General features: G+C 61.5%; 14 protein-coding genes. 6 read left to right on the forward strand and 8 right to left on the reverse strand.

Annotated elements, in window-relative coordinates; genetic code table 11:
* Window positions 1-146: 146 nt before the first annotated feature.
* Window positions 147-1,193: a beta-propeller fold lactonase family protein gene (locus CHB96_RS26760; protein ID WP_089252076.1), complete on the reverse strand. Its 1,047-nt coding sequence runs from the start codon at window positions 1,191-1,193 to the stop codon at window positions 147-149.
* Between the two features lie 393 nt (window positions 1,194-1,586).
* On the opposite strand from CHB96_RS26760, the gene CHB96_RS26765 reads away from it, so the two are divergent.
* The 3 genes from CHB96_RS26765 to CHB96_RS26785 all read left to right on the forward strand — a co-directional run bounded on the left by CHB96_RS26765 (window position 1,587) and on the right by CHB96_RS26785 (window position 5,964).
* Window positions 1,587-1,835, forward strand: a complete 249-nt coding sequence (locus tag CHB96_RS26765; RefSeq protein WP_141136575.1) for a hypothetical protein — start codon at window positions 1,587-1,589, stop codon at window positions 1,833-1,835.
* A gap of 2,337 nt (window positions 1,836-4,172) precedes the next feature.
* Window positions 4,173-4,394, forward strand: a complete 222-nt coding sequence (locus CHB96_RS26780) for a hypothetical protein (protein ID WP_089252181.1) — start codon at window positions 4,173-4,175, stop codon at window positions 4,392-4,394.
* A 577-nt stretch (window positions 4,395-4,971) separates the two neighbouring features.
* A complete protein-coding gene (locus CHB96_RS26785; RefSeq protein WP_245866232.1) occupies window positions 4,972-5,964 on the forward strand; it encodes a hypothetical protein in 993 nt (330 codons plus the stop codon).
* Between the two features lie 464 nt (window positions 5,965-6,428).
* On the opposite strand, the gene CHB96_RS26790 is transcribed toward CHB96_RS26785, so the two are convergent.
* Window positions 6,429-7,412 (reverse strand): Lrp/AsnC family transcriptional regulator, encoded by a 984-nt coding sequence (locus tag CHB96_RS26790; RefSeq protein WP_089252084.1) that lies wholly within the window; start codon window positions 7,410-7,412, stop codon window positions 6,429-6,431.
* 196 nt (window positions 7,413-7,608) lie between these two features.
* Here CHB96_RS26790 and CHB96_RS26795 point away from each other — a divergent pair, with 196 nt between their 5' ends.
* Together CHB96_RS26795 and CHB96_RS26805 are read left to right on the forward strand one after the other, a co-directional pair.
* Window positions 7,609-9,099, forward strand: a complete 1,491-nt coding sequence (locus tag CHB96_RS26795; RefSeq protein ID WP_371829058.1) for an MFS transporter — start codon at window positions 7,609-7,611, stop codon at window positions 9,097-9,099.
* A 553-nt stretch (window positions 9,100-9,652) separates the two neighbouring features.
* Window positions 9,653-10,576: a hypothetical protein gene (locus CHB96_RS26805; protein ID WP_141136576.1), complete on the forward strand. Its 924-nt coding sequence runs from the start codon at window positions 9,653-9,655 to the stop codon at window positions 10,574-10,576.
* Between the two features lie 358 nt (window positions 10,577-10,934).
* Here the strand turns inward: CHB96_RS26805 and CHB96_RS26810 are convergent, their stop codons facing one another.
* Window positions 10,935-13,769 carry an FAD-binding and (Fe-S)-binding domain-containing protein gene (locus tag CHB96_RS26810; RefSeq protein WP_371829059.1) on the reverse strand — a complete coding sequence of 945 codons (2,835 nt, stop codon included), beginning with the start codon at window positions 13,767-13,769 and terminating at the stop codon, window positions 10,935-10,937.
* A gap of 97 nt (window positions 13,770-13,866) precedes the next feature.
* Here CHB96_RS26810 and CHB96_RS26815 point away from each other — a divergent pair, with 97 nt between their 5' ends.
* Window positions 13,867-14,601 carry a GntR family transcriptional regulator gene (locus CHB96_RS26815; protein ID WP_245866234.1) on the forward strand — a complete coding sequence of 245 codons (735 nt, stop codon included), beginning with the start codon at window positions 13,867-13,869 and terminating at the stop codon, window positions 14,599-14,601.
* A 29-nt stretch (window positions 14,602-14,630) separates the two neighbouring features.
* On the opposite strand, the gene CHB96_RS26820 is transcribed toward CHB96_RS26815, so the two are convergent.
* The 5 genes from CHB96_RS26820 to CHB96_RS26840 form a co-directional block, all read right to left on the reverse strand.
* Window positions 14,631-14,960, reverse strand: a complete 330-nt coding sequence (locus CHB96_RS26820) for a WhiB family transcriptional regulator (RefSeq protein WP_089252094.1) — start codon at window positions 14,958-14,960, stop codon at window positions 14,631-14,633.
* A 358-nt stretch (window positions 14,961-15,318) separates the two neighbouring features.
* On the reverse strand, window positions 15,319-16,902 hold the full coding sequence (locus CHB96_RS26825; protein WP_089252096.1) for an aldehyde dehydrogenase (NADP(+)): 1,584 nt from the start codon (window positions 16,900-16,902) through the stop codon (window positions 15,319-15,321).
* A 73-nt stretch (window positions 16,903-16,975) separates the two neighbouring features.
* Window positions 16,976-17,941 carry an alcohol dehydrogenase catalytic domain-containing protein gene (locus CHB96_RS26830; RefSeq protein ID WP_089252098.1) on the reverse strand — a complete coding sequence of 322 codons (966 nt, stop codon included), beginning with the start codon at window positions 17,939-17,941 and terminating at the stop codon, window positions 16,976-16,978.
* 24 nt (window positions 17,942-17,965) lie between these two features.
* Entirely contained in the window at window positions 17,966-18,880 is a 915-nt protein-coding gene (locus CHB96_RS26835) for a Gfo/Idh/MocA family protein (protein WP_089252100.1), read from the reverse strand.
* A 101-nt stretch (window positions 18,881-18,981) separates the two neighbouring features.
* Window positions 18,982-20,562 carry an ABC transporter substrate-binding protein gene (locus CHB96_RS26840; protein WP_089252102.1) on the reverse strand — a complete coding sequence of 527 codons (1,581 nt, stop codon included), beginning with the start codon at window positions 20,560-20,562 and terminating at the stop codon, window positions 18,982-18,984.
* Window positions 20,563-20,582 lie beyond the last annotated feature (20 nt).

A 20,582-nucleotide genomic window follows, 5' to 3' on the forward strand; every position in this document is an offset into this window, starting at 1 on the left:
CCCGCTCACGGGTCTCCTGGTCGAACTTCCTCGGTGCAGCCATATCTGCATTCTCCTGGTGAGATCACGGTCTCCACCAGTCCCAGGACGGTTCACAACCTCCTCGAACCACGAAGCCCCCCGGCGACATGAGGCGACCTTTCCTGCTATCCGCCGAACGAGCCGGTGGGCAGGCACGCGATGCCGATGCACTGCTCGCTGGCTGCGATCAGCACGCTCACCGACGCACTTTCACCGTTGGTGACGTAGGCCGTGGTGTTGCCGGGGGCAACGATGGCCCCTCCCGGCCGTGCACCGACTGAGACGGTCTGCGGCGGCTCGTGGCCGTCGGTGTCGATGATCGCGACGGTGTCGGTGTCGGACTGGTTGACGAAGATCGATCCGCCATCGGAGGTGGCAGCGATGCCAGTGAGCGAGCCGCCCCCGACTGCAAGGGAGTCGACGACGGTGTTGGTGGCGGCGTCGATGACAGTGACGGATTGGCTGATGCCTTCGACCGCATAGACCCGTCCCGCTGCCGAGGTGACCCCGATCGGAAAGCCCCCGACAGGGATGGTCGCAATGACGGTGTCGGTGGCGGCGTCGATCGCAGAAACAGAGCCGGAACCTGCGTTGGTGACGTAGACGGTGCCGTCGATCGCCGTCGCCTGGACCGGGTTCGCTCCCACGGACACAGTGGATTCGACTGTGTTGGTTGTTGTGTCGATGACATGGACCACTCCGGTGGTGCCGTTGGTGACGTAGACGGAGTCGCCGGAGATCGTCATGCCGATGGCGCCGACCTCGAGCGCCACCTCGGCAACGACAGTGGACGTGTCAGGGTCGATGACGTAGACGATTCCCGCACTTCCGGCGACATAGATATCTCCTGCGGGGGTGACGGCGATCCCGCCGACCGACGACGGAACGGACACCCGCGAGATGGCCTGGTTGGTCGCGGTGTCGATGACGTCGACACCGTCGCCCGCGGTGACATACAAGCGTGTTGCGTCCGGACTGAACGCGAACTGGTTCGGGCCCGGACCTACGCCGACGGTCGAAGACACTTCCCATGCAGCTGCTCCTGGCGCAGCCGATACCGCCGGAGCCAACGCGGTGACCAGTGCGACCGCCGTCAGTACCGGTAGAACGGCCAGCCGGGTGAAGCGACGAACAGGAGTGGATGACGCGGAGGAGTGCGACAGAGTCAACACAGACGGAGATCCTTTTCGGGTAAACACTGGGTCATCGATGAGTCAAGGCTATCGGCGCGCAAGTTCTTCGTCTAGCTAAACGGTAGAAAGGTCGCACTGCCCGGTTCTGAGACGAATGCTGACGATGTGCTCGGCCCGTCGACGCCCGAACCCGGACAGGATCGAGCTCGTTGAAATCAGACCGGAAACCCCGTACCGTCCGTTTTGCCCCATGAGGGTGAAGTCGATGTCACTACGGTATCGCAGGCATTGACGTCAAATGTATTGCTTTGGAGAGGAATTCGGCATCCTTAATGCGGTCTGTAACTCCGTGACCTCACTCGCCCGCGCATCCGGAATTGCACCTACACGGTGCGAGCCGGTGGACCGATTCACTACCGAATCGGTGGTGAGATGAGGCTACACACGGGCAATCCCGGTCGATCGTGGTCGCTCAGGTCAGTGATACGGCTGATCGCAGGAGTGGTCATCATTGCTGCTGGAGTGGTGTGGGTCGTCGACGAGCAGCTCAACACGATCTTCGGAGGAGTGCAGATCGTCGTAGGGCTGGTCTTGCTGGCCGAGCCCGTACTGATGCGGTCGCGAACGGACAACCAGGAAGGTGGGCACCATCAATTCGAGGCAAGATCCGATGACGCATGATCTAACATTGGGGGACAATCGAACTCAACTTTATCTAGGTTTCGACAGTTCATGTTCGACGTGTAGCGCCATCGCCAGAAATGTTCAGCGAGACACTGGTTCGGTCGTCGAGGTACTGCCATTGACGAACCAGCACATGGCCCGCTGGCGAGAGGATGTTTTCGGCGACAGTGCGCCGTGGCTCCCTACCTTGATCCGAGTGTCGGGCGGCAAGGTCGAAGGCTGGACCGGGTGGAAGATAGGACCGGTCCTCGGTAGAGCCCTTGGTCCCAAGACGGCGTGGCAGGTCCTGGCCAGTCTGGGTAGCCAGCAACTGGACCGATCGAACGGTGCCGAAAGAACTGGCGCCCGTACAGCGCTGACACACACCAAATCTCGTCGTGTGTTCTTCAAAGTGCTCGCGGGCACAGTCGGGGCGATCGCGGGAGCAGGGATGCTTGCAGGTCGAGCCGCACCCGCATTCGCCGCTCCCGGTCAAGGTGACCTGAGTGGATCGACTCCGCGAACACTGACAGGTACGGAGTTAGCTGACGCAGCGAAAAGGCAGCTCGAATCAGCAGATGCTCTCAACGTACTCGGATCAGCACCGACAACGCTGCAAGCCGGGACCGAACGCCTGAAGAATTTTTCTCTCGACTCCCCTGACGAACTGGAGCGAGGAGGGCAGGTCGTCGACCTCGACGACGGAATTCGGCACACCTGGACCTACGTCTACTCTCGAGAAGACGGGATCGCCCTCTACACACAGGACTTCACCTCACCGGTCGGCGATGTCGGCTCCGCCTCCTTCCTGGTGAGGATCAGCGACACCACAGGCCAAGCCAGTGATGCCACGTTCCTGATCCTGGAGCAAAGCATCAACGGTGCCATTCCTACCCTCATTCCGGACGACGCTGACATCGCCCGAGCCGCGGACCCGTGTGGAGGGTGCAATGGAATCTGCCAAATCACGGGAAACCAGCTGCGAAGTTCGTGTCAGGTGGAATCGCAACTGGGTTGCATTCTCGGTGCAGCGGGATGCGCACTGTGCATATCGTGCTCGAGCACCGTGGTATGTGTGGGCTGCGTCTTGACCTCGTGCGGTGGGGCTGTCCTGTCCTGTTGTGGGCGTTCGGAACCTGCTTGTCACAGATGCGTTCGGGTCTGCTGAGCAACCAACACATCGAAGGCCACCGAAACGCGTTCGACGGAGCTACCCGCTCAAGCCAGCAGGTACTCCGTCCGCGTTGTCTGGTCGGCAAGTCGCCGCGTTCTTCTCCTGCCAGTACGGACGCAACTAGTCGTAGTTGCCTGCCATTCGGCTGCGACTTCCGCGTGGTCGGTCGACTACTGAAGCTCTGAAAGTCAACACACACAAGGTGTTACGGCGTATCAGTTGCTGAGATGAAGGAATCGTCGAGATTCGGCTCGGGTCGAGGGGCGACGGTCGTCGAACCCGTCGATCCTAGGGTTTCGATTCGGGATGCCTGGGGGTGAGCCGCCATGCTCGGGGCTGTGAGTGGTGTGAGACGGCAGACGTTGCACGGTCTGCTCATCGCGGTGTGTAGAGAGAGGGTGTTACCCAATGAATATTCGCGCCGCCGCCGTCGTGGTCACGGTGCCCATTTTGGTGAGTGGGATCGGCATTGGCACTGCTGTGTTGTGGGCTTCTGATCTTCCCGACCGGATCGCCGAGCAGTGGACGGACTCGGCCGTCACGTCGACGACGTCGATTTCCGGGATCGTTCTCTATCTAGCTGTTTCGGGTCTCACGATCGCCGTGTTTTCTGGCGTGGCAACTATCCGTACCGGCTCGAGGGTCGGGACGGTGTCGAGTGCAGGTCTGGGAATGGCACTGTCACTGTTCATTACAGTGTCCTTAGTAGGTTTGATGGCAACTCAGCGAGGTGTCGTCGATCCAGACAGCGTGCAAGGGCCACCTGTGGGTTGGATCGGCGCCGCAGCCGCAGTGTCAATCGTCGGCGGCGGAATCGGAGCACTCGTCGTGAAGATGTGTCTGCCGAGAACCTCAGCTCGCAGTGTCCGGGCACGTAAGTCTCAATCGAAGGCGGCCACGGACATGAGCGCCACTGTTGATTGATGTCCCACCGCGCGCCAATTGGGCTGAGGCATCTGATTGACGTAGTGGGTGCATCATGGCGCGGCACCCTGACCCGGGATCGTCAACAACTTGTTGACGGTGCGGAAACTGCGCTTACCGAACGAACCTGTGGCGCTCGATCGTGGCGTCGGTGAACACACCTCGGGGTTGAATGTCGGCCCGCTACAGCCGCTGTCACAGGGAACGCTCTGTCGAGCCGTGGTATCGATCGGTGGGCGCATGCTTCAATGCAGTTCATGACCGATAACAACGATGTCGCCGGATCGGGCCGCCGCGTTGGTGACCGAGTACAACTGACCCGGGGTGGCAACGCTGTCGCGGGGACGGTGGTCGAGGACTTCGGGGAGCTGCCGGCATCGGAGAAGTCCTGGGGTCGCGACTGGGCGCTGCCTCGCAGGTGGGCGATTGCACTCGACGGTGGGACTCTGGTGTTCGCGGCAGAGAACGAACTCCGCTAGGTGTATTCGGTTCTGATCCCCATAGTGGTGGTCTCGGGAATCGTTGTGGCTGTTGGTGTCCCGGTGTTGATCGTCGGCGAAGTCATACGGCTGGCTACCGCCCGTGGTCGACGACAGGCCGGAAGGTGAGGTAGCCGCGGCCATGGACGGGTCGACGGCACCATCCGGGCGATGCGCTGTCCACCCATTCTGTCCCAGATCGGTCACGTCCACGATGGACGTCGAACGGAGTCGGACAGGAATTGGGTATGAAGTGGCCGCCGGCGGGGTATAGAAGCCGGGTGAACAGTGTCCAACACTGCATCATGCCTGTCGGAGACCACCTCGTCGAGGTGGCTGTCCGAGACGTGCGTGACGGCGAGTTCGTGCTGGTGCAGACCCTGTCGCCGGGGTTCGGCGAAGCAACCCTGCAAGGACATTCCCAGGTGAATGCAGCTCTGGTCGAGGTGGAGTTGGCGCGGACGCGACCGGCGAGTCTGCCGCAGCGGGTTGCGAGTGAGTCTTTACGCCGCAGCACCGGCGGCCCACACCGCCTCTTCGTCGCCCGGCGTCGGTCCCTGGCGGTAGCGTCGCAGTCGTGCCGCCAATTACGACCACGTTTGGATACAGCCACGCGTGGTCGCTGTTCACCGACTGGTGCACCGCAGCCGAGCAGGATTCGTTGCCGGCGTCACCGGTGACGGTGGCCGAGTTCCTGGACGAGAACCCCGGTAGCGATGCGGTGCAGCTGCGTCGGGTCTCGGCGATCAACCGAGCACATCGAGACGCGGGACTTCCACTACCGGGGCGTGTGACGTCGCTGCGTTTGGCTCTCGATTCCGTTCGCGCAGCACGGATTCGACATCGCGAAGAACGACTACGGTCAGCTGTAGCAGCACTGCCCGCGACCGGCTCGATCGAAGCGCTGTTCGGGCGGCGTGACGCCGTCCTGCTCCTGCTGGCCGGGGCCGGTCTGTCCTATACCGCGATCGCAAGCCTGGACCGTACCGACGTCAGCGTCGACGGGCCGGATGTGTGGATCGGTGGCGGACACCGGATCCGAATCCCGTCACAGTCCGGGGGCGCGAGCTCGCCGGCTCAGCTGTGGGACCGGTGGGCGGAAGTGTTGCAGTTCTCCGACCGCTACCCATCGACGGCATTGCTCTCAGAACAGCTGCACCGCAATAGTTTTCCGGATATGGGGGAGTGGCCGCGCCGTCCGGGCCCGGTGGCGGTGCCGATCGATCGGTGGGGGCACATGCCGTTCCCCGCCACTGCGATGACTCCGGATTCAGTCGCCGTGGTGGTGCGGGCGCACTTCACGGGCGCTCCGCCCCGCCGCGCGCCGAGACCGGCGCGTCGTAGGTTCGACGAGCAGTCGAACGAACTACCTGCTGAAGATGTTGTGCACGAGTCCATCTCGGTCGACCTCGACCCCGGCTACTACGAACGCGGGATCGCCGCGCGTCGACGCGCGCATACGGGTATGGCGGACGTAACGGGTCTGGTCGACGCCGTCGAAGACCGGATCGAAGCGCTGCTGCAACGCACTCTCGACCTGCTGGGCAGCGTGGACGCCGCCGAATCGTAGGAGGCAGCGGCGAGGCCGGACGTAGCTACCTGGCTGACGTAACACCGGGTTGTCGGCGTCCAGCCCTGGAAACGTCAAGGCGTGTCTTGATGGTGCGGCAACAGCGCTTCGCGCACCCGAGCGTGCCGAGTGTGCTTGCACCTCGATCACGAGCTTTTGTGGACCGGTGGCGGGACGGTCACGGTCGAGGCTGCCGGTGACCTGTGGGCGGTGCCGCCTGTTCTGGGGATCTGGATTCCGGCGGGTGTCGCACACCATGTCCATGCGCACTCCGGATCGACCATCCACGCGACTTCCTTCCGGCCCGAAATGGTTCCTTCGAAATCCGAACGTCGTCGGCGTCCCCACCACGACTGTCCTACGCGGCCCTATTCCGTCAACTAGCTTCTTCCGAAATTTACAGGCCGAGTACTCAAGTCAACAGCATGCACCACGATGCGCCTGGTTCGAACCCGAAGCGCCCTCTACATAGGTCGAATGAGTCGTCCGTGGGCTACAAGCGAGACGGCCTGTTTGAGGCGACGCACGCGAATGCTCACTGCGTACCCGAGAATTCCCGAGATAGATGCCACTTGAGTGCTCATGTAACGATAGAGGTGATCTGAATTTTTGCACACGACGATTGCCATGAGATTGTACTCGCCTGAAATCGCCGCTGCTGCAGCAACTTCGGCATGATCCGAAAGCGCCGTACCGACGTGTTCGAGGGAGGAAGGCGCAATGCGCAACCAGAGCGTCGCGTTAAGGTGGAAGCCCAACTTTTCAGGCAGGAACTCGAGATCGAAACGGAGGGTGCCGACTTTCTCGAGGTTCTGTATCCGGCTCCGTACGCTAGCTTCGGGTAAGTCTGCAGCGCGAGCGAGTTCGCGGATCGAAGCGCGCCCGTTCGCCGCCAGGGCTGAAATCAGTGGTTGATCATCAAGTGATGGCGGAGGAGGCTGATCGGCGACGACCATGTCACGGGGTCGGAGCATGGAAAACTGCGCTGCGGTCAGCGTTCCTCCAAAGCCTGTCCAGTGCGTAGTGCCTCTGGTCCCAAACGAGTGCATCAGAAGTTCGATCCTGATGTCGAGGACGGTAGTTGATTGAGGCAGTCCGTTGAGCAGCAGGTCGTCACCGGCTGCCTCTATCGGCGCGTGGACGATGCAGATGATTTCGGCGCCACCGGACGCAATGTGTGCGTAGGCAACTTCCGGTCGACGTGCCAGCGAGCGTGCCAGCGTTTCGACGCGATCAGGTCGACACCGCAGCCTGGCGATCCATTGAACTTGACGCTGCACAGCCGGATTGACCAGTCCGACAGCGCGAATAGCCCCGGACCGCCGCAGCGCCCGGTACCGCCGGGCGGCCGTCTGTTCGGATACCCCGCTGATGTCACCGAGTAGGCGAAACGATGCCCGAGGATCGATCTGGAGTGCGCGGAGGATTGTTGCGTTTACGTAGTCCATTGTAGAGCAATTTTAGGCTATTGAGCATGGACAATGGCGGAATATGCAAGTTTGCAGCCGCTGTGTCGCTCCTGAGGCCTGACGCCGTCGACACTGGAGAGCCCAACTCGATCGATCGCGAAAGTGAGGCCGCGTGTCCGCGACCGCTACCACCACACCCCTTCCAGGTATAAGGCACCGGAACAGGATGATCTATATGGCCTGCCTGGGTGTATTCGTCGCCTATCTGCCCGTAACGACTGTGGCGGTCAGCCTGCCAGCCATTCAGAGCGCGCTGAACGCGACCACAGCGCAACTAGCGTGGGTTCAGGACGCTTTCGTGCTGCCGATGGCGGCCTTTATCCTGACCGCGGGTGTATTCAGTGACGTGCACGGACGCAAGAAAGTCTTCGTCGCGGGTCTACTGCTCTCGGCGGCAGGTTCTTTCGTAGCGCTGTCGGCACAATCGGTGCAGGTGTTGTGGGTCGGCCAGGCACTGTCTGGTCTCGCCGCCGCGGCGCTACTACCGACCACGTTGGTGTTCATCAACGAAGCTGTGCCGGACTTCCGCGAGCGCGGAAAGTTCATCGGGCTCTGGGCTACTTCCCTCATGTTCTCACTGACAGTCGGGCCGATCATCGCAGGCACGATCCTTGCTCACTTCCAATGGCGGTGGATATATCTGCTTCCGATACCGGTTGCTCTCGCGAGTGTCGCCACCGCGATTGCAGTACTTCCCGAATCCCGGTCCCCTCACCCTCGGCGTCTGGATTGGGGCGGTCAGGTCTCTGCCGCACTGGCAATCAGCGCGCTCGTTTTCGCCGTCATCGAAGGCGGTGCGAATGGTTTCGCGGAACCGATGGTCCTGAGCGCACTTGCTTTGGCAGCATTCGCAATAGGTGCTTTCATGGTGCTGGAACGGCGTTCGTCCAGCCCAATGCTCGATCTGGCGTTGTTTCGCAGCAAGGCATTCACCGGCACGACGTTGATTGCAATGATCACGTTCCTGGCGCTGATCGGCTTCTTCTTCGTGCTGAGCCTTTACTTCGGGATGGTCCAACAACTCGATGTGTTGGAAGCGGGATGGCGGTTAGCTCTGATGAGCGGCGCCTCCATGGTCGCCGGCAACATTGCTGGCCGTCTCATGCACCGAATCTCAGCGCGCACTCTCATTACGACTGGACTTGTGATGCTGGCGGCGGCTCAGTTCTCGCTCCTCTCACTCGGCATTGACACCTCGTTCGTCTCGATCGCGTGGCGGCTCGTCCTACTCGGTGTGGGGATGGGATTAGTCATGACACCGATGACTGCGACCGCTGTCTCGTCGGTCCCGTATCACCTTGCAGGAATGGCGGCCGCAGGAAACAACGCCTTCCGTCAGGTAGGTGGTGCACTTGGACCGGCAGTTCTGGGCGCACTGCTCACTGCCGGAGCAATCCACTCGCTTCCCGACAAACTGGCCGAGCTCGACGTGCCCGAACAAGCGCGTAGGACCGTCGTCGATGCTGTCGACACGGCAGGTCTTGGAGCTGTGGGCGGCCTCGACCTCGGATCCTTAACCGGTCCAACAATGACCGCGGTCGGTGAGGCCTTTCTCGACGGATTGCAGATCTGCTTAATCGTATCCGGCTCACTCACGATTTTGGCGGCACTCGCTGCAGTGTTCATGCTTCGCGTGCGACATCGTGATGCGCACAAGGGCAATTAGGCGGGCAGATCGAAATGATGTAAATACCTTCACCTGCTGCAGCGGAATCCAAGTTTCGTTCGAACATCAGCGCATCATCGTCGGGCGCGCGGGCAATGGCTTGTGACAAACGATCGAGAGGGCAAACAATGGGAACCACCGGCACGGCGGCCGGTGGTCCCATCACCCTGGGAGGGTCAGTTCACAGTGGTCCCGTGATTACGACACCCAGCCCGACTAGTTCTGCGAGATTTCAGTCTGTTGGTGAGCGTTCTACAACGTACCGGTCGAGTGATTGGGCATTGGCTACGGAGATGCACTCCAATCACGCATTTGCGGTTGCAAGACGGTAGTAATCACGCCGTGATCGAACCGAGCCTGATGAATGTAGGAGTGACCGGGAGGGTCGATACGGCAGCGTATTCTACTGAATAGTTTCTGGGCCGTTTCCTCGATCTACCATCAAGCCTGAGCACTCGGCCTGGTGAGGGGAGCTTCGGGGGAGTCGTCTCTTTGTTTCCTCATATCGATCACCAACTCGTTGAACCTCTTGTCCGTGAGTGGATAGAACAGCATGACCAGCCCCGCTACTGCCGCGGTGACCGCAGGGAGTAGGCCTACGGTCGCGCGGATGGCGGCGCGCAGTAGCAACGGCACCGTCATAGCCGAGGTGAATCGAATCATCCCGCAGGGCGAACTCCCCGCCCGCATGGCCCGTGTTCCCGGAGCCATGGTCGACATAGTCGTACTGTCCACGCAGGATGTCTGGGAGGACGAGCAGGACGCGGTGCTGCTCGGCACTAAAGTGGTCGAGCTAGCCGAACCTGCACCTTTGAGTCGTCCTCGCGATGTCATTGCAGCACTGGCGCTGCGTCTGGTCGGGACAGACGCGGTTGTCAACCTCGGCGCCGGGATCCCGATGTACGACGTGCCGGAGGCGGCACGCCGCAGTGGCCGCCAAGACCTGTATTTCACGGTCGAGCAGGGCCCGATGGGTGGCTGGCCGGCGGTGGGCGGCGTCGCTCGAAACCCGGAGTGTGTGCTCTCCCAGTCCGAGGTCTTCGACTTCTACGAAGGCGGCGGCCCAGATGTCAGCATCCTGTCGTTCGGCGAGATCAGCAGACACGGCGACGTCAACGTCAGCAGGTTCGGCAAACTGATGCCCGGCTGTGGCGGCTTCGTCAACATCGCACACGGAGCACGCCACCTCATCTTCTGCGGAACGCTCACCGCAGGAGGCCTGAGCATCGCGATCGGCGAAGGCCGTATGTCCGTCACCGAGGAAGGCCGGATCGGCGCCGGCCTCGCGACTGCGTCGTTGGCTCGCATCCGACAGCTCCGAGACGGTGCCATAAAGGAGGGTCCGGCAACGATCGCACTCCAACACCCCAGCGGTGTGATGGATATCCAGGTAGATGCAACGGCATGCGGCGAGGTTGCATGGGTCGCCGTAACACTCACCGCGCGAAGAATATTCGCCGGCATAGTCGACCTCTGAGGTACCTTTTCAGACTTCGGCAAAGGCGGGATCATCGGCACGGTCGGTTCTAAATCAGCCTCCACCTGCCATCGCACCGCATTTCCGGTGCAACCGATACTGGCTGACACGTCCGGCACTGCACTGAGGGTCGCTCCGCAGAAACAACCCGTGCCGGGGACGTCCGACTCCGAGCCACAATCGCTGTCGTCCTTGCACATCTCACCAGCCACCCCTCGCTGCCGCCGTATCGTCGCAAGTGTCGCCTGTTCTGGGGCGAAGGAGTACCGACTTCACGGAGAAGGTGGTCATGGACGACTGACACGCAGCCGACTCCATGCGCCGCCGCTTGACGTGAACGGGTTGAGAATGCTCTACATCAAGGAAGCTTCGACGCCAGCAGCTCTGCCAAATGCTGGCCGTGTCTGGAGGTCAGATCGGACAGTTGTGTTCTGCAGGAGTATCCGTCTGCCAAGATCGAAGTGCTCTCATCCGCCGAGGCGATCGCTGGCAGTAGTTGTTGTTCCGCGACAGCGACTGATACTTCGTAGTGTCCCTTCTCGACTCCGAAGTTTCCTGCGAGTCCGCAACATCCACCCAGACGCTTTACCTCTGCTCCCGCAGTCTGCAACAGTTCAGCATCCGGGCTCCACCCCATGACCGCGTGATGATGGCAATGAGGTTGCGCAACTACTTTCATCCCAGACAGGGATGGAGGCTCCCAGCCACGCTCTTTGAGCAATTCCGCGAGGGTACGTGTTGCGCCCGCGACACGACGGGAAGCGTCGTTGTTCACCAGTTCGACGGCGTCCGAGCGGAGTACGCCGGTGCATGAGGGTTCCATACCAACAATGGGGACACCGTTGTTCGCTGATGCGGACAATGCGTCGACCGTGGCTCCGAGCTTTTTCTTCGCTCCTGCCAATTGGCCGGTGGAGATCCACGTCAGTCCGCAACACTGTTGCTTGTCGGTGATTCGAGGGCTGTATCCGGCGTGTTCGAGCACCCGAACAGTCGCTATCCCGATTTCGGGGGTGAAGTAGTTGGTGAACGAGTCCACGAACAAGATGACCGGGTCACCGCTTGTCGACCTCTCGTGTGCCGTCGACTCGAACCAGGATCGGAATGTTCGCGGCGCGAACGGCGGGATGTTGCGGCGAGAATCGACACCTGCGGCCGACAGCGCCAACGGCCCGATGCCCGGTAGCTTCGTTGCCTTGTTGACCAGCCGGGGGCTTTTACTGGCGATCTTCGCCCACCGAGGTAGCCAGCCGAGTGAGTAGTGCGAGGGAGGTCGCAATCTGCCTTTATAGCTCTGATGGAGAACTTCGGACTTGAATGCTGCCATGTCCACGCCGGTGGGGCAGTCCGATGCGCATCCCTTGCAGGACAGGCAAAGATCGAGCGCGTCGTGCACTTCTGGGGCGCGCCATCCGCCGGTGATCTCGGTGCCGTTGATCATCTCTTGCAGCACGCGGGCTCGTCCGCGAGTGGAGTCCTTCTCGTCCCGAGTCGCCTGGTACGACGGGCACATGACTTCACCCGAGGTGGTGTTGTCGGCTCGGCACTTTCCGACTCCGGTGCAACGGTGTACGGCTTGGGTGAAATCGCCTCCGTCGCCGTGATAAGCGAGGGCGAGGTCGCGACGAATCAACGGCGCGGCTGGAACTCGAAGGTCTGCATCGAGCGGGCGCGGATCCACCACAACGCCCGGGTTCAGTATGTTGTCGGGATCGAAGGCATGCTTGACTGCCGCAAACAGGTCGAGCGCTTCGTTGGAATACATCAAAGGCAGCAGTTCGCTTCGGGCGCGCCCGTCGCCGTGTTCTCCCGACAGAGATCCGCCATAGCTGGCGACGAGAGTTCCTGCTGCATTGAGAAATTCGCGAAACACCCGTGGGCCGCCGGGCTTGTCCAGCGGTAAGTCGATGCGAACATGCAAGCATCCGTCGCCGAAGTGGCCGTAGGGTAGTCCGGTCACGCCGAAATCATCCATCAAGGCGTCGAAGTCGCGGAGGTACTCTCCCAGTCGAGCTGGAGGGACCGCAGCGTCCTCCCACCCCGCGTGTGCTGGTAGTCCAGCTGGGCTGCGTCCGGCGAGTCCTGCACCGTCTGCGCGGATCCTCCACAGCGCAGCTGCACGCGCCGCATCGGTGACCACGAGTGAATCAACTGCGCCGCATCCGTGGCCCACCTGTTCTGCGAGCGCAACAGTATCGAGGTAGGTGTCGCCGACGACCTCCACGAACAGCCAGGCCGCACCGCGCGGAAGTGGTGGAACTGCCGAGTGACCTCGCCGCTCACGAACAACGTCAACGATCCGCGAATCGATGCCCTCGCATGCAGTGGGCGCGAAGCCCAGAACTGTCGGCGCAGCATCGCCCGCCGATGCGATATCGGGGTATCCGAGCACGACCAGTATTCGGACCTTCGGCTCGGTGACGAGGCGGACGGTAGCTTCGGTCAATAACCCGAGGGTGCCCTCGCTCCCTACGACCATCCGGCCGACGTCGAACTTGTTCTCTGGCAACAGGTGTTCGAGCGCATAGCCTGAGACTTGTCGACCGAACTGTGCAAACTGGGTTCGGATGGTCGCCAGACCCGACGAGGTGACTGTCCGTAATTGGTCCAGCAGTGGCGAATGGTCCGGCAATGCGACGGTGGACCCTTCCACCGCGGAGGCCAATCGAAGAACTTCGCCCGAACCGGTCATCAGCTCCATCCTGCTGACGTTGTCGGATGTTCGGCCGTATCCGAGTGTGCGAGAGCCGCATGCATTGTTGCCGATCATGCCGCCGATCGTGCACCGAGTGTGCGTCGATGGATCCGGCCCGAACCTCAGATTGTGTGGAGCCACTGCAGCCTGCAGGACCGCCTGCACAGTTCCTGGCTGGACCACAGCAGTTCGTGACGAGGAATCGACTTCGAGGACTCTGTTCATGTGTCGGCTGAAGTCGACGATCACCCCGGTTCCGACCGCGTTGCCTGCCACCGATGTGCCGGCGCCACGAGCAGTGACGGGCACGCCTTCCGTGCGGCATACATCAAGTATCGCGGCGACGTCGTCGCTGCTCTGCGGGCACGCCACGACAGTAGGGGTCACTCGGTAGAGCGAGGCGTCCGATGAGTAGGCAGCGCGGTGCGCTCCATCGGAGTAAATGTCGCTCACGCCGTTGTTGCGGAGCAGTGCTGCGAAAGCGTCAGCTGAGACCATTCGTAGCATGCTACAGCATTCGTAGCATGCTACGAATGCTGTAGCGGCGGGATCTGTAACATTCCACGTGAGCGCTCCGGCGAGTAGTGTTCCGGCGGTGACCGACACTGAACTCGCACTCGAACCATTGACGCTGACAGCAGGTCGGCGCATGGATCAGGTTGTCTCTGCGATTCAGGCTGCCATCGATTCAGGACGCATGAGCCCGGGTGTGAAGTACTCCGTCTATCAGCTTGCCGACCAGCTCGGTGTGTCACGAACTCCGGTGCGGGAAGCCTTGTTACGGCTAGAGGAAGCTGGATTGATCAGGTTCGAGGCCCGCCAGGGGTTTTACATCATGTTGCCGCATCCGCAGGAGATCGCCGACATCTTCGCAGTCCGCCTCGCACTGGAGGTGCCGGCGGTCAGGCGAGCCGCACAGATCGCGACTGCGTCGACGAAGAAGATGCTGAGCAAGCGGATGGCTGCGATGCGCCAGGCTGTCCGTAAGTCGGACGAAGTTCAGTTCTCTGCGCATGACCAGTTGTTGCACGATCACGTGTTGCAGGCGGCCGGTAACGTTCGGGCGCAAAGAATCGTTGCGGGACTTCGTGAATCGACCCGGCTGCTCGGCGTTTCGACTGCGGATCGCACTCGCACGCTTGCCGACATCGATCAAGAACATATTCCGATTGTCTCCGCGATCGCGGAGAACGACGCCGACGCCGCCGAGGCGGCGATGCGCACGCACCTCGTGACGACCGGTCGATTGTTGGTGGCCCAGGCAGCATGCAATCAAGACCTCGAGGGACTCGACGTCGACGCTATCTGGTTTCACTCAGTGCAAGAGTGAGTGCACGTTCCGGCGGTCGATGTTGACATTCAGTCCCCGTAGCGTGATGTTCGTTCGAACTCGGATCCCATGGAGCGGTACACCTGTGCCCTGTCGGACTCGGACATTCCACCCCACACCCCGAAGGGCTCGCGTGCCTCCAACGCGTAGCGTCGACACTCGGTGAGGACGTCGCATCCACTGCAGATCTGTTTGGCCTCCTCGTCGCGCCGTACCCTCTCGGTCCCGCGTTCGTTCCACGGGTGAAAGAAGGCGGACGAGCCCTTCTCTCGACATGAACCCCTGAGTTGCCATTCCCACTCTTCCGCGCGGGGCAGAGGCAGCCACACAACCCTCGTAGGGGCGTCTCGTATCCGCATTGCGCATCCTTTCGTCTTGATTCACTGCTGCCCGGTACCGGAATGAAAACCGTGTGGATTCAGCCATCCGCAGTAATCGATCTTTCTGCGGATCACCCCGGCACGGCCCACCCACTTCACGCCAACGACGCGCTAGCGCGGGCGGTGATCGACGCCGATACCAACAATCCGCACACGCCATAAATGAGCTCTGGGCCGTGACTCAATTGGCGATCGGCAGGACACAGCACACAGTGACAGCGGCTCCGCAGCAAACGACGCAGCACAAGGCACGCGGCCCGTGTACTGCGTCGTGTCGGCACTGGTTCGCACTGGCGAGCAACGGTTAGTGATGACCGTTCGGGTAACTGGGGTCACGCTAGCGGGCAGAAACCACTACGCCGTCTATACGGCGAGACAGACCCCAGGGATTGGAGTCCTGTAGCGGTGGGGGCAACAGCGGTTGAGGGGTGTCCTGATACGCCACGGGGCGGAGGAATCGTTCGATTGCCAGACTGCCCACGCTCGTCGTCCGAGAATCCGATGTGGCGGGAAAGGGCCCACCGTGCACGACCGCATGACCGACTTCCACGCCCGTGGGCCAGCCGTTGACGATGATTCGTCCGACCGTCTCCTCCAGCAACGGTAGTAGCGGAGCCACATCGACGTGGTCGTCGTCGGTGAGATGCAACGTCGCAGTCAGCTGGCCTTCGAGTGCGTTGATCGCGGTGACGAGATCGGAAGCCGCGTCGTATCGGATGACCAGGCTCGCAGCTCCGAAAATCTCCGCATGAAGCGCAGCGTTGTCCACGAATTCGGTCAGTCCAGCTCCGAAGATCGTGGGGGCAGGAGCGTTCAGCGTAGGCCCGTCCTCGCCTCGCGCAACGACCTCGACAGTCTCGACCGACTCGAGATCGTTGGTACCGCGTTGCCACGCCGCCGCGATATGGGGGGTGAGCATCGTCTGCCCGGTGCATTTCTGCACCGCGTCGGCAACAGCGGCAACCAAGCGGTCTCCAGCGTTGCCGGTGGGTGCGAACAGCAGGCCAGGTGACGTGCACAATTGACCGGAACTACCGGTGACTGAGGTGATGTATTGCTGTGCGAGCGAGTCGATGTCGCCTTCGAGTGCACCCGGAAAGACGAAGACCGGATTGATCGAAGACATCTCGGCATAGACCGGAATCGGTACCGGCCGCGCTGCGGCGGTACGCATCAGGGCGATTCCTGCCGACCGTGAACCGGTGAATCCGACAGCCTTGATGACTGGGTCCGCGACCAAGGCCTGCCCGATATCGGCGCCACGTCCGAACACCAGGGAGAAAACTCCGGGGTGCAAGTTGTGCTGCGCGACCGCAGACGCTATTGCGTGTCCTACCAGTTCGCTGGTTCCGGGATGTGCATTGTGCGCTTTGAAGACCACTGGCGATCCCGCGGCCAACGCCGACGCTGTGTCGCCTCCGGCTGTCGAGAACGCCAATGGAAAGTTGCTTGCACCGAAGACCGCAACTGGGCCGAGCGGCCTCTGATAGTGCCGAATGTCCGCTCGGGGCAGGGGTTTACGATCCGGCAGCGCTGGGTCGATTCGCACGCCATAGAAGTCGCCTCGAATGACGACGTCGGCGAACAGGCGTAATTGGTTGCACGTTCGGGCACGTTCACCGGTCAAACGGGCGGCGGGGAGTCCTGTCTCCGCCCCCGCACGAGCGATGAGTTCGTCACCGATCGCCTCGATGTTGTCGGCGATCGTGTTCAAGAACGCAGCCCGTGCGCTCGGGGACAATGCGCTGAACGAGGGGTAGGCGTCGGCGGCGGCGGTAGTGGCCTCGCGAAGTTGTTCACTGCTGATCAGTGTGTAGGGCGGTTCGAGAGTTTCATTGGACGTTGGATCGACGCCGGCGGTCTCACCGTCGGTGCCGGCGACGGATTTGCCGTTGATGAGGGATTTTCCGTGCAGTGTCATGTCATCTTCCTGTCGAACGAACAAGGGGGTGTGGGCCGATGGATGCCCGCTCCGGGGAATCAGCGTCGAGAAGTCATGCTCGGTCACCCAGCCAGGAAGAGGCCGAGATGAGCACCTTGCCTCGGGACGGATTCTCCTGCAGGAACGCTGCCTCGTATGCCGATGGCGCTTTGTCGATATCGACGACGTGGCTGACCAACTCGGCCATCCCGGGGTGAGCGACCAGGTAGTCCTCGGCGAGCGGCAGGTAGGTACTCCAATTCGGCTGGACATTTGCCACCAGTGTCAGGCATTTACGGAAAAATGCTTTGTAGTGGAAAGCGTAGACATCGTCGTCGGGCACACCGAAAGCGAGAATCGTACCGCGGTGGGCTGCAGCATCCACAGCGATGTTGGCCAATTCAGGATTGTGACCGGCGGCATCGACAACCAGGTCGTACTTGATGTTCGAGTCGATCGACGTGGTCAGGGAGTCGAAGTGGTCGACCAGGGGGGCGCCCGAGCGATTCTGCGGGTCGACCCCGTGAAGTACGTCGACACCGAGTTGTCTGAGGACGTACCCGAACATCAGGCCGATGGACCCAGCTCCGATCACCAGAGCACGCGATCCGGTGATATCGGGGAGCCGATCTACCGCCGCCAGTACGGTGGCCAGTGGTTGAGCGAGGATGGCGGTTTCATCATCGAGTGAATGACGCAGCACGTAGGTCTTGGCGATCTCGGCGTGAAAGAGTTCGGTGAGGCCGGAGTCGGCTCGCGGAATCGCGATGACTTTTTTGCCGACCAACGCTGGTTCGGTGGTGGATTCGATGACTGTGCCGACACATTCGTGGAGAGGAAAGCCAACCGGCGATCCACCGAGGGGGTTGCGCCCGGTGACGAAGCCGGGTCGGTCGCTACCGCACAGTCCTGCCAGTTCCAATCTGACGGTCACGTCTCCAGGTCCAGCAACGCCTGGTCTGGGGGTCTCTATCGCGGCCATGTCTGCTGGGCCGACCATGTGGAATCCGCGGATGTCTGCGCTGTCGTCGTGTTGCATTGGATATGTCCTCAGGTTGCAGTGTTATGTGCGATCGGTGTGCGAAAGTTGCTGTGCACGTGCGGAAATCATTTCGATCAGCTGTACGTGGTGTACTGCTGCATCGACTGTGGTGATCTCCGCTGCGCCGACAGGAATCGGTCTCTGTTGGGTTTCGGCGAGGAGCTGATCGACCATGCACGTGAATGCTTCGACTTGGTCGACGGGCTGCGGCGGCAGGGTGCTGCTGTGGTCGTCTCCGATCAGCTGCAGCGTCTCGTGCAGGGCCGGTGTATCGGTGTGCACGTTGATCATGACCGTGCTGGTCGTTCCCGAATCGTGCCGCAGCTGCAGCCGGATGTCGCCTTCGGCGTCGAATTGGTCGACGGTGAAGCCGATTACGCCGCCGAGGATGTACTCCAATTGGGAGAGCACGTGCGGGCCGACGTCGAATAGCGCTCCGCTTCGATCGCGCCATTGTCCCGAGAATGGATTATGTGGCAGGAATGCCGAAGCGATCCATTCCAGGTGTGCACTGTCCCAGTGCCGTTCGGCTTGCTCTTGCAGCCAGGCCAGCCGGGTGGGGCTGTAGAAGCGTGGGAGAAAGACACGTGCGGCCACACCGTTCTCTCGCACAGTATCGGCCAAATCCGCTGCAACGGAGCTGTTCATGCCGACCGGCTTCTCCAGGAGCAGGCTTCGGCCGGCACCCGCTGCGTGGAGCGCGTATGTCGGCTGGTGGCTGGGAACCAACGCCAGATCGACGATATCGACGTCGGCGACCATGGCTTCGTAGTCGTCGAATGCTCGGACCCCGTACTGTTCGGCGATCGCCGCTGTTTTTGCCCGGTCGCGACCCCACACTCCGGCCAAGATCACCTCCGGGTGGGCTGCCAGCGCTGGCAGATGAACGCGTTGGGCCCATACCCCGGTTCCAGCGACACCTACGGTGGGTTTCATCGAGTTCTACCAATCATCGGATTCTCTGCACGGTGTTAGTGGTCGATTGCGACTGTGAAATCCGGTGCGTGCAGCCGGACACCTGCTGCACGCACCGGGACTCAGGGTTGCGTCGGGTTTACTGTCCAAGCGAGGTCGACCACAGGGTTCTGCGTGGTGATGTCGACTCCCGAGACGCGTGTCGGGTCGTAGACGGTGACCTGGTCGCGGACGTAGACGTTGGAGAACCATGCCTGATCGACCAACGCTGTACGCCAGGCATCGGCATAAGCCGCGTTGCGTGAATCGTCGTCGAGTGCGACAGCGCCGCTGTGCAACGCGGCATCGACTTGTGGGTTGCTGACCTTCCACGGGTTGTACTGATTGGCACCGCCGGTGAAGAAGCTCTTGGCTTGGACGTACGTGGGCAGGGCGCCATAATTGAATGCGACGACGGGAAATTTCTTGGCGATGACGTCGGCGCGAAGCTGACCGAGATCTGTATAGGTTGTCAGGTTCGCATTGACGCCGATCTTGGCCCAATTCTCGATCACCGCCTGAGCAACGAGGTTCGTGTTGTTCGACGTGGGCGCCGACATCTCGAAGGTGAAGCCGTCGGGGTAGCCGGCTTCTACGAGTAGTTGCTTTGCCTTGTCCAGATCGAATGCGAATGCGTCGACGTCCTGGGGGTCGTAGCCGGGGAATCCATTCAGCACCAGCGACGCGTTGGGGACGGAGAAGTCCTTGAACACCGCATCGGAGATCGATGGGCGGTCGATGGCGTAGTTCAATGCCTGGCGGACGCGAGGATCACCGAGAGCTGGTACGGTCTCGCCGGCTCGATCGAGGTATCCGATTCCGGTGAGGCCGAACGGCGCTGTGGCTACCGAGAGACCTCGTTCCCGTGCAGCGGCGGCGGTGGGGCGGTCGGCGCTGAACAGATCGGCTGCACCGCTTTGCACTGCTTGTAGTGCGGCGGAATAGTTTCCGACCACTTTGATGACGACCTTGTCCCATTTGATGCGGCTGTCGTCCCAGTAGTGGGGGTTCGGGACGTAGACGTAGGTGTCGTTGGAGATCGTCTGTTCGTAGTCGAGCATGTATGGGCCTGCCCCGTATGTGCCTCGCTTCAACGATTGCGGGTCGCCCAGGCCGTCCTCGGAGACGACCGAGCCGAGCAGCATGCGCTGTGAGAGCAGGAACGGCAACGCGTCGTTGGGCTCACTGCTGGTGATCAGGACAGTATTATCGTTCGCCGGCGTGACGGAGGTGACCGAGCCGAGCCAGTTGGGACCGTTGACGCCCTTGGTTCGGCCGTAATCCAAGGACTTGGCAACCGATTCGGCGGTCATGGGGAAGCCGTCGGAGAATCTGACCCCGTCGCGAAGCGTGACGGCCAAGACGGTCTGCGTGTCGTCGGTGTACTCCCATCGGGTTGCCAGATCGGGCACGACTTCCCCGTTTCCGTCGATTCGAGTCAACGAGTCGTAGGCCAGGTTGATGTACATGTTGTTGATCTGGTCCACGGCCTGAAGCATCGGGTCGAGGCTCGTCGGGCCCACGCTCGCGGCCACTGTGAGGACTTTGGCATCGGCGTCGGTGGCGCTCGAACATCCCGTCAATCCGGCTGCGAGCACAAGTATCGTCGCGGCGGCGGCTGTGGTGAGCCTGATGCCGGGTCGGACGAATGATCGAAACCTCATTGATCTCTCCGTTGGGTGCG

Source organism: Rhodococcoides kyotonense (genome assembly GCF_900188125.1).
In the GTDB taxonomy this organism is placed as follows: domain Bacteria; phylum Actinomycetota; class Actinomycetes; order Mycobacteriales; family Mycobacteriaceae; genus Rhodococcoides; species Rhodococcoides kyotonense.